At 71.3% G+C, this 7,846-nt stretch carries 6 protein-coding genes; 4 read left to right on the top strand and 2 right to left on the bottom strand.

Translation table 11 applies throughout. From position 1 onward, the window contains the following. Positions 1-9: 9 nt before the first annotated feature. Both ACWFRU_RS33745 and ACWFRU_RS33750 read right to left on the bottom strand, forming a co-directional pair. Entirely contained in the window at positions 10-1,095 is a 1,086-nt protein-coding gene (locus ACWFRU_RS33745) for a hypothetical protein (protein ID WP_453692018.1), read from the bottom strand. After that, the gene (locus ACWFRU_RS33750) at positions 1,095-1,739 is read right to left on the bottom strand and encodes a hypothetical protein (RefSeq protein WP_453691934.1); all 645 of its coding nucleotides are present in this window, start codon (positions 1,737-1,739) and stop codon (positions 1,095-1,097) included. Before ACWFRU_RS33750 ends, ACWFRU_RS33745 begins: the two co-directional genes overlap by 1 nt. A 476-nt stretch (positions 1,740-2,215) precedes the next feature. On the opposite strand from ACWFRU_RS33750, the gene ACWFRU_RS33755 reads away from it, so the two are divergent. The 4 genes from ACWFRU_RS33755 to ACWFRU_RS33770 all read left to right on the top strand — a co-directional run. Next, positions 2,216-5,227 (top strand): BTAD domain-containing putative transcriptional regulator, encoded by a 3,012-nt coding sequence (locus ACWFRU_RS33755; RefSeq protein WP_453691935.1) that lies wholly within the window; start codon positions 2,216-2,218, stop codon positions 5,225-5,227. A gap of 44 nt (positions 5,228-5,271) precedes the next feature. Further along, entirely contained in the window at positions 5,272-5,994 is a 723-nt protein-coding gene (locus tag ACWFRU_RS33760; RefSeq protein WP_453691936.1) for a prepilin peptidase, read from the top strand. Between the two features lie 71 nt (positions 5,995-6,065). Further along, positions 6,066-7,265, top strand: coding sequence for a cyclic dehypoxanthinyl futalosine synthase (gene mqnC, locus ACWFRU_RS33765; RefSeq protein WP_453691937.1), 1,200 nt, complete (start codon positions 6,066-6,068; stop codon positions 7,263-7,265). Positions 7,266-7,272: 7 nt separating this feature from the next. Further along, positions 7,273-7,846 (top strand): imidazolonepropionase-like domain-containing protein (locus tag ACWFRU_RS33770; RefSeq protein ID WP_453691938.1); only part of this gene is annotated, 574 nt, incomplete at its 3' end.

Below are 7,846 nucleotides of genomic sequence, written 5' to 3' on the forward strand. Positions count from 1 at the left end.
CCTGGGCGGTCAGCGGTTGATCGACTGGATTTCCTGGACGTCCATGTCCTGGGTCGTCTCGAAGGTGCCCTCCGGCAGCATGTGCTTGCCGTCGTTGTCCGAGCCCTCCCAGCTGATCTCCCAGGTGATCGACGCCTTCAGTTCGTACGGCTTTCCGTCCGTGGCGCGGAGGTAGTTGATGCCGCAGGGCGGGTCCTGCTTCGACTTGCCCTTGGTGTAGGGCGTGCCGATGCTGCCGTCCTCGTTGATCTCGCATTCGCCCGATGCCGGGAAGGTTTCGGCGTCGGCTGTGCCCGGCTCCAGGTGGAGGCTCTTCGGTGTCGCCGTCGTCTCCGCCCACAGTGGGGTGTTCGGGAGCTCCGCGCGGACCGAGACCTCCTTGAACGTGCCCTTGTCCAGCCACACCCAAGTGGGCAGATTTACGGTCGACTTGGCCTCGGGCTTCAGCTCGACCTCGGTGTCGGGGACCTTCACCTTGTCGTAGGCGTACTCGGCGAGCATCTTCGGGGTCGGGGCGTGCGGGTCGTCCGGGATCTCCCCGGCGTCCACCCAGAACATTATGCGGCCGCAGTCCCAGGACTTGGGGTCGGTGTCGTCAGGTGCCACGCCTCGCCAGAAGCGGCCCTTCTTGCCCTCGTTGTAGTCCTCATAGCCGTCGGCCACGCTGTTCTTCGGCTCGTTCATGTCGAAGTTGTCGGCGGGTTTGCCGTCGCGGTAGTGGTCGGTCCAGAGCCCCTTGCCCCACCAGGACTCGTGGATGCCGACGTCCCCGCCGCCGTCCGTGTCCACGAACTTCTTGAGCTCGGCGGACGTGAACGCGGGCTCGTACCAGCAGGCCGGGGGTTCCCAGTTGGGGTCGATCGGAGCGAGGTTCCCCTTCTCGCCACCACTGCCACCGCCCTTGGGGTAGCTGAGCTGGATGGAGGAGACCCCTGCCGAGAGGGTGCCGTTGTCGGCGTTGCCGCTCGGCTTCTCGGTGGCCGGCGGCTGCGTGGTGCCGCCGGGGAGGTCGTCTGCGTACGCCGTTCCCGTCGCTCCCACGACCAGCACGGCCGCGCCGGCCGCGAGCCAACGCCCCCCGCCAAGACCCCTGATCATCCGCGGCATTCCTTCACCCTCCCCTGGACCTCGGTTTTCTGGGCCTTCCAGATCTTGTCCGAGCCGCTCGGCGGGCTCATCAGCACGCTGAACTTCTGGTAGCTGTCGAGCGATTCCTTGCCGTAGTGGATCTTGCCGCCCTTGATGTCCTTGCTGAAGGACTTCGCCTGGTTGCGGCAGAAGGTGACGAGGACGGCCTTGCCGCCGCCGAGCTCGGTGGCCTCGGACTTGAAGTAGCGGTCCGTCCCCGTGGGCACCCACCCGCCGTCGACCCATGCCTTGATCTGCGTCTTCGCGTACCGAGCCGCCTGCGCGGCCGAGTAGTACCGATAGGCCGGGTCGTTCACGTCCTGCTGGACGATGCCGTGCTTCAGGGCGCGGATGTAGTTCTCCGCGTTGTCGACGGCCTTCGCCTGCTTCGGGTCCGAGGGCCTGGAGAAGTCGAAGACGAGCTTCAGGTCCTTCGGGACGCTGACGTCAGGGGCATCGGTCGGCGCCGACGCCGACGGCTTGCTCGACCCCTTCCCCGCCCCCTCGATCTCGTCCGACGAGCCCTCGCTCCCGCCGCCCCCGCAAGCAGTCAGTAGCAAGGTCGTGGTCGCTGCCAGGGCGGCGAGGGCGGGCATAGAGCGACGGGCCACGATTGCAGTCCCCCAGGGGTCGGCTGTGTCGGCGGAGTGCGACAGATGTGCAGGAAAAGTGGAGTTCGGCATGTGTGCAGGCGAAAATGGAGCCGGACGAAGTTATCAGGCGTGGGTTACCAGTACTGGTGGGACCTGTGAAGGCTCTCGCGTTCCGTGCGGTGACGGAAGTGAAGGGTCCGCAAGTGCTACGCGGGCGCAGCGAACCCGTGCCGGAACTGTGACGCCCGGGGGTGAATGCCTGGTGCCGCCTGCCTTGAGCGGGTGGCGGGGGAGGCGAATCGAAGGTGGGTCTTCTGCTCAACTCGGGCGCAAACGGGCGGCGCTGTCGCCCCTCGGGGCGCTCGCGAGAGCCGTTGCCCCTGTCTGACCTCCGGCCCCTTCCGTACCATCGCCTCAGTACGCTCAGCGCACAGACGTACCGCTGATCCCAGACCTTCACCCGCTCCCTCTCAGAGGACAACAGGACACCCGCCATGGCGCGCACCACTTCAAGTTCGACAGGCGGCCCGTCGGCTCCACGGAACCGGACGCCGCAGCCGCTGCCCCGGCGTCGTCGTACGTTCGGGGACTTCGTCAAGGCGTTCCTCGCCTTCGTCGCGTTGGCCGCGCTCGTCTTCGGCGTGCCTGGCGCCCTCGCGATCGCCGTGGGGTGGCCGCTTCCGGGCGGTATGCCCTCGCTGGACTGGTTGCAGCAGGAGATCACGGTCGGGACGTTCGTCAACGTACTGACCGTCGTCGTCTGGCTCGCCTGGGCCCAGTTCACCGCCTGCGTCCTGGTGGAGGTCAAGGCCGCGCTCTCCGGCGTGGGGATGCCGGGCCGCGTTCCCGGTGCCGGTGGCAGTCAGCTGCTCGCGCGTCAGCTCGTCGCCGCGCTGCTTCTTGTGGGCGCCACCGCGGCCAGCTTCGCGCCGGGGCTCTCGCAGTTCGGGCAGTCGCTTGAGGGGAATCAGAAGCCCGCGTCCGCCGCCTCCGCCCAGCAGACCCCAGGTGGTCTCTTCGGGCAGGAGCAGGCCGGGAGCGCCGCCAGTGCCGTCGCCGAGCAGGCCGAGCAGGCCGCCGAGCGGGCGGGGAGCAGCGCCAAGGACGGGGACACGAAGTACTACCGGATCCAGCCGCCCGAGGGCCGTCACCACGACTCCATGTGGGAGATCGCCGAGCGGCACCTCGGGGACGGGCGGCGCTACAAGGAGATCTACCAGCTCAACAAGGACCGTGAGCAGCCCGACGGGTCCCGCCTGTCCGAGGCCAGCCTCATCCGGCCCGGCTGGATCATGGAGATGCCCGCGGACGCGCACGGCGGCGAGCTCGTCGAGATGCCCGACGAGGCGCCCAAGGTCTCGCAGGACGTGAAGGAGCAGATCTCCGACTACGCCAAGTCCGGGGATCACCAGCAGGGTGGCGGCCAGCAGGGTGGCGGCGCCAAGGAGCAAGGCGGCGGTCAGCAGGGCGGCGGTCAGCAGGGCGACCGCGACACCGCGCACATCACCATCCCCGAGCAGCGGCCCTCCGACAGCGGCAAGGGCAAGCAGGAAGTCCCCGTCGCCAGCCGCGGGAGTGAGTCCGAAGGGTTCTCCTTCGGGCTGCCCGAGGCCCTCATCGGTGCGCCCCTTCTCGCCGCCGGGCTGCTCGGCGCGCTCGGGCGCCGTCGCCGTCACGCGCTGTGGCAGTCGGCCATGGGTGCCGTCGGCGGGCGGCGCGGCATGGAGCCGCCGACGCCGACCGGGGGCGCCGCCGATGTGCAGGACGCGCTGCTCGTGGGCGCCGACCCCGAGGGCGTACGGCTGCTCGATCTGTCGCTCCGCGGCCTTGCCGCGTCCCTCGCCGAGGAGTCCAGGGCACTGCCCACCGTGTACGCGGCCTGGCTCAGCAACGGCGACCTGCACCTCCAGCTCGCCCAGCCCGCCGGACGGCCGCCCGCCCCTTGGCAGTTGGGGCAGGACCAGACGTTCTGGATGCTGGCGCGCACCGACGCCGAGCGGTACGAGGACGTGGACACCGCCGCTCCCTACCCGGGCCTCGTCAGCCTCGGCACGCTCGACGACTCGCGGCTTCTGCTCAACCTCGAAGCGGTGCCCGGTGTCGTCTCGCTGAGCGGACGCGAGGCCGACCGTGCCGCCGTCTTCGCCTCCGTGGCCGCCGAGCTCGCCACCAACGGCTGGTCCGACCGCATGACCATCACCCTCGTCGGCTTCGGGCAGGACCTGACGCCGCTCGCGCCCAACCGCCTGCGCCACCTCGACGACATCGAGGCGCTCATCGAGACGATGGAGGCCGAGACGCGGCAGCGGCGCGGCGCGCTCGGTGCCGCCGGTCACGACTCGGTCCTCACCGGGCGTACGGGGCCCGCCCAGCACACCCGCTGGGCGCCGCACCTGGTGCTGCTCGCCGCCGAGCCCGAAGGGGACGACGCGGTGAAGCTCGCCGAACTGGCCGCGGACGCAAGCCGGTTGGGCATCGGTTACCTCGTCGGCACCGAGTCCGGTGACCTGCCGGGCGCCGCCTGGGAGATGGAGATCACCCCCGAGGGCAAGCTCCTCGCCCCGCTGCTCGGCCTTGAGCTGGAGGCGCAGGCGCTCCCCGAGGCCCAGCAGCGCGCCGTCGTGGAACTGTTCGTCGACGCCGACCCCGGCGAGGACGGCACTTCAGGTACCTCAGGTGCCGGCTCCGGTCGTACGGCGGCCACCCCGCCGTTCCTCGTCGACGTCACCGAGCAGGGGCGGCCCGCGGTCTACGCGCGCCTCGTCGGCACGTACGAGATCATCGGCCTCGACACGCCGGACGGCGAGCGCAGCCCGCTGATGCACGAGGCGCTCGCGCTGCTCCTGCTGCACCGCGAGGGCGTGCACCCGCGCGTGCTCTCCTCCGCGCTGTGGCCGCGCGGCGCCACCGAGGACGTACGGGACGCGCTCATCGAGCGGCTGCGGGAGTGGCTCGGCACCGAGCCGGACGGGACGCCGCGGCTGAAGGCGGACCGGAGCGGGCGGCTCACGCTCGCCAAGTCCGTGGTGTCCGACCTGGATGTGCTGCGGTCGCTGTACCACGAGGCGACCCAGGGGCGCGGGGCCAACAGCCGGGCCGTGCGCGGGCGGATGCTCACCGACGCGCTGGTGCTCGTCCGCGGACCGCTGCTCTCGGACCGGCCGCAGGGGCGGTACGGGTGGCTCACGCACGAGATCATCGACGCGCAGCTGCCGCTGCTCGTGGCCGACATCGGGCTCGCCCTCTCCGAGTTCCACCTGGAGAAGGGGCGCGCGGAGAAGGCCATCGAGGCGCTGAACGCCTCGCTGAACTCCGCGCCGGGCGACGAGCGGCTCTGGAACGAGCTGCTGCGGGCCACCCATGCGGTGGGCGACCCCGCGCGGCTTCAGGCCGTCGCCGCCGATCTCGTCGCCCGGAGCGGGGCGCGGGGCGTGCCGCCGCGGACCGAGGCCCTGCTGGACGAGCTGCTGCCGGCCTGGCGCAGTGGCCTCACCGCGGTGAGCTGACGCCCCGGCCCACGCCAGCTGAACCGGAACGGGAAGTCGACCTCTTGTTGCTGATCCTCGTCGTCGGCGGCGCCCTCTGGGGTGCCGCCGCCGGGCTCTTCGTGCCCCGCGCCGCCTACCGGCTGTCCGTGGCTCCCGAGGAGGCCTGGCGCGCCGAATGCCCCGACGGACATCCCCTCGGCGGCTGGGTCGGACTCGCGCGGTGCGGGCACGACGGGACCCGCTACGGGCGCCGGGCCACGGCCCTCGCCCTCTCCACCGCCCTCGTCTGCGCCGCCCTCGCCGCCGCCACGGGCCCGCGGCCCGAGCTGGCCGTCTGGCTGCTGCTCGCGCCCTTCGGGGTGCTGCTCGCCGTCGTGGACTTCGGGGTGCACCGGCTGCCCGACGTGCTGACCCTGCCGCTCGCCGTGGCCGCGCTGGTGCTCCTCGGGGGCGCCGCGCTGCTGCCCGAGCACGGCGGCTCCTGGCCGCACGCGCTGTACGGGGCGCTCGCGCTCGGCGGCGCGTACTTCGTGCTCTTCCTCATCAGCCCGAACGGCATGGGCTTCGGCGACGTGAAGCTGGCGCTCAGCCTGGGGGCCGTCCTCGGCTGGTACGGGTGGGGCGTCGTGCTGCTCGGTGCCTTCGCCGGGTTCGCGCTGGCCGCGCTGTACGGGGGGTGGCTCGTCGTCGTCCGCCGCGCCGGGCGCCGGACGGCGATTCCGTTCGGGCCGTTCCTGATCGGCGGGGCGCTCCTGGGGCTGCTCGCCGGGGCGTACGCCGCCTGACGTCGGGCCACCCGACGGGCTGGCGTACGCTGAATCAGTCCGTCCAGAACCCTTACGAAAGGGACGCCCCGGTGACCGAGAAGGCCGACCTTCAGTCCGTCCTCGACCGTGCCGCCGAAGGCGGGCGGATCAGCGCCGAAGAGGCGCTCGACCTCTACCGTGATGCCCCGCTGCACGCGCTCGGCGCCGCCGCCGACGCGATCCGCCGCCGCCGGTACGCCGGGACCGAGCACATCGCGACGTACATCATCGAGCGGAACATCAATTACACGAACGTCTGCGTGACGGCGTGCAAGTTCTGCGCCTTCTACGCCGCCCCGAAGGACACCAAGAAGGGCTGGACGCGCGACCTCGACGACATCCTGCGGCGCTGCGCCGAGACCGTCGAGCTCGGCGGCACGCAGGTCATGTTCCAGGGCGGGCACCACCCGGACTTCGGCGTCGAGTACTACGAAGAGCACTTCTCGGCGATCAAGAAGAACTTCCCGCAGCTGGTCATCCACTCCCTCGGCGCCTCCGAGGTCGAGCACATGGCCCGCATCTCGAAGGTCTCCGCCGAGGAGGCCATCAAGCGCATCCACGCCGCCGGGCTCGACTCCTTCGCCGGTGCCGGCGCCGAGCTGCTTCCGGCCCGCCCGCGCAAGGCCATCGCCCCGCTCAAGGAGAGCGGCGAGCGCTGGCTGGAGATCATGGAGATCGCCCACAACCTCGGCGTCGAGTCGACGTCGACGATGCTCATGGGCACGGGCGAGACCAACGCCGAGCGCATCGAGCACCTGCGGATGATCCGCGACCTGCAGGACCGGACCGGAGGCTTCCGGGCCTTCATCCCGTACACGTACCAGCCCGAGAACAACCACCTCAAGGGCCGTACGCAGGCCAGCATCTTCGAGTACATCCGCATGATCGCGATCTCGCGGATCTTCCTCGACAACGTGGCCCACATCCAGGGTTCCTGGCTGACCACCGGCAAGGAGGCGGGTCAGCTCACCCTGCACTACGGCGCCGACGACCTCGGCTCGGTGATGCTGGAGGAGAACGTCGTCTCCTCCGCGGGCGCCAAGCACCGCAACAACCTGCGCGACATGATCGACATGATCCGCACCGCGGACCGCGTCCCGGCCCAGCGCGCCACGACGTACGAGCACCTCGTCGTGCACGACGACCCGGCGAACGACCCGACGGACGACCGCGTCGCCTCGCACATCTCGTCCACGGCGATCGAGGGCGGCACGGCGCACCCCGAGCTGAAGCTCCTCGCCAGCAACTGAGGCCGCTGTGCGCACACTTCACGTCGCCGAGGGGACACCGGAGGCGGCGGTCCTGGTCGAGGGGGCGAGCGTCGCCGCCGTCGGCCCCTACGAGGAACTGGCCGCCGCGCATCCGGAGGCCCGCGTCCGGCGCTGGCCGGGCATCATGACGCCGGGCCTGCTCAACGTGTACGGCCCCGAACTCCTCGAGGCCACCTACCACCCCGACCCGCGCGAGGCCGACCGCCTCGGCACCGAGCCCATCGGCGGGGAGCGGGCGCGGGCCGTCTTCCGCACGGACCCGTCCCGTCTGGGTGCCAGCGCGCGCCGGGGCGTCCAGCGGCTCTTCGCGCACGGCACGGTGGCCGTCGCGGGCGAGCTGCGGGCCCGGCCCGTGATCGACACCGTCCGCAGGGCGGGCCTGGCGATCGGCCGCCGTCCGGAGCGGATGCAGGGCCCGGTGTCCCTGTCGCCTACCCCACTCGTCCTCCTGCCGCCCTTGACACAGGGCGGCCCGGCCCGCTTCGCGGTCTTCGACGTGGCGGACCGCGCGGAACTGGTGCGACGGGGCGCGGGGACGTGCGTGGCGACGGTGGTGGAGG

The sequence above is a fragment of the Streptomyces sp. NPDC055099 genome (assembly GCF_053607685.1).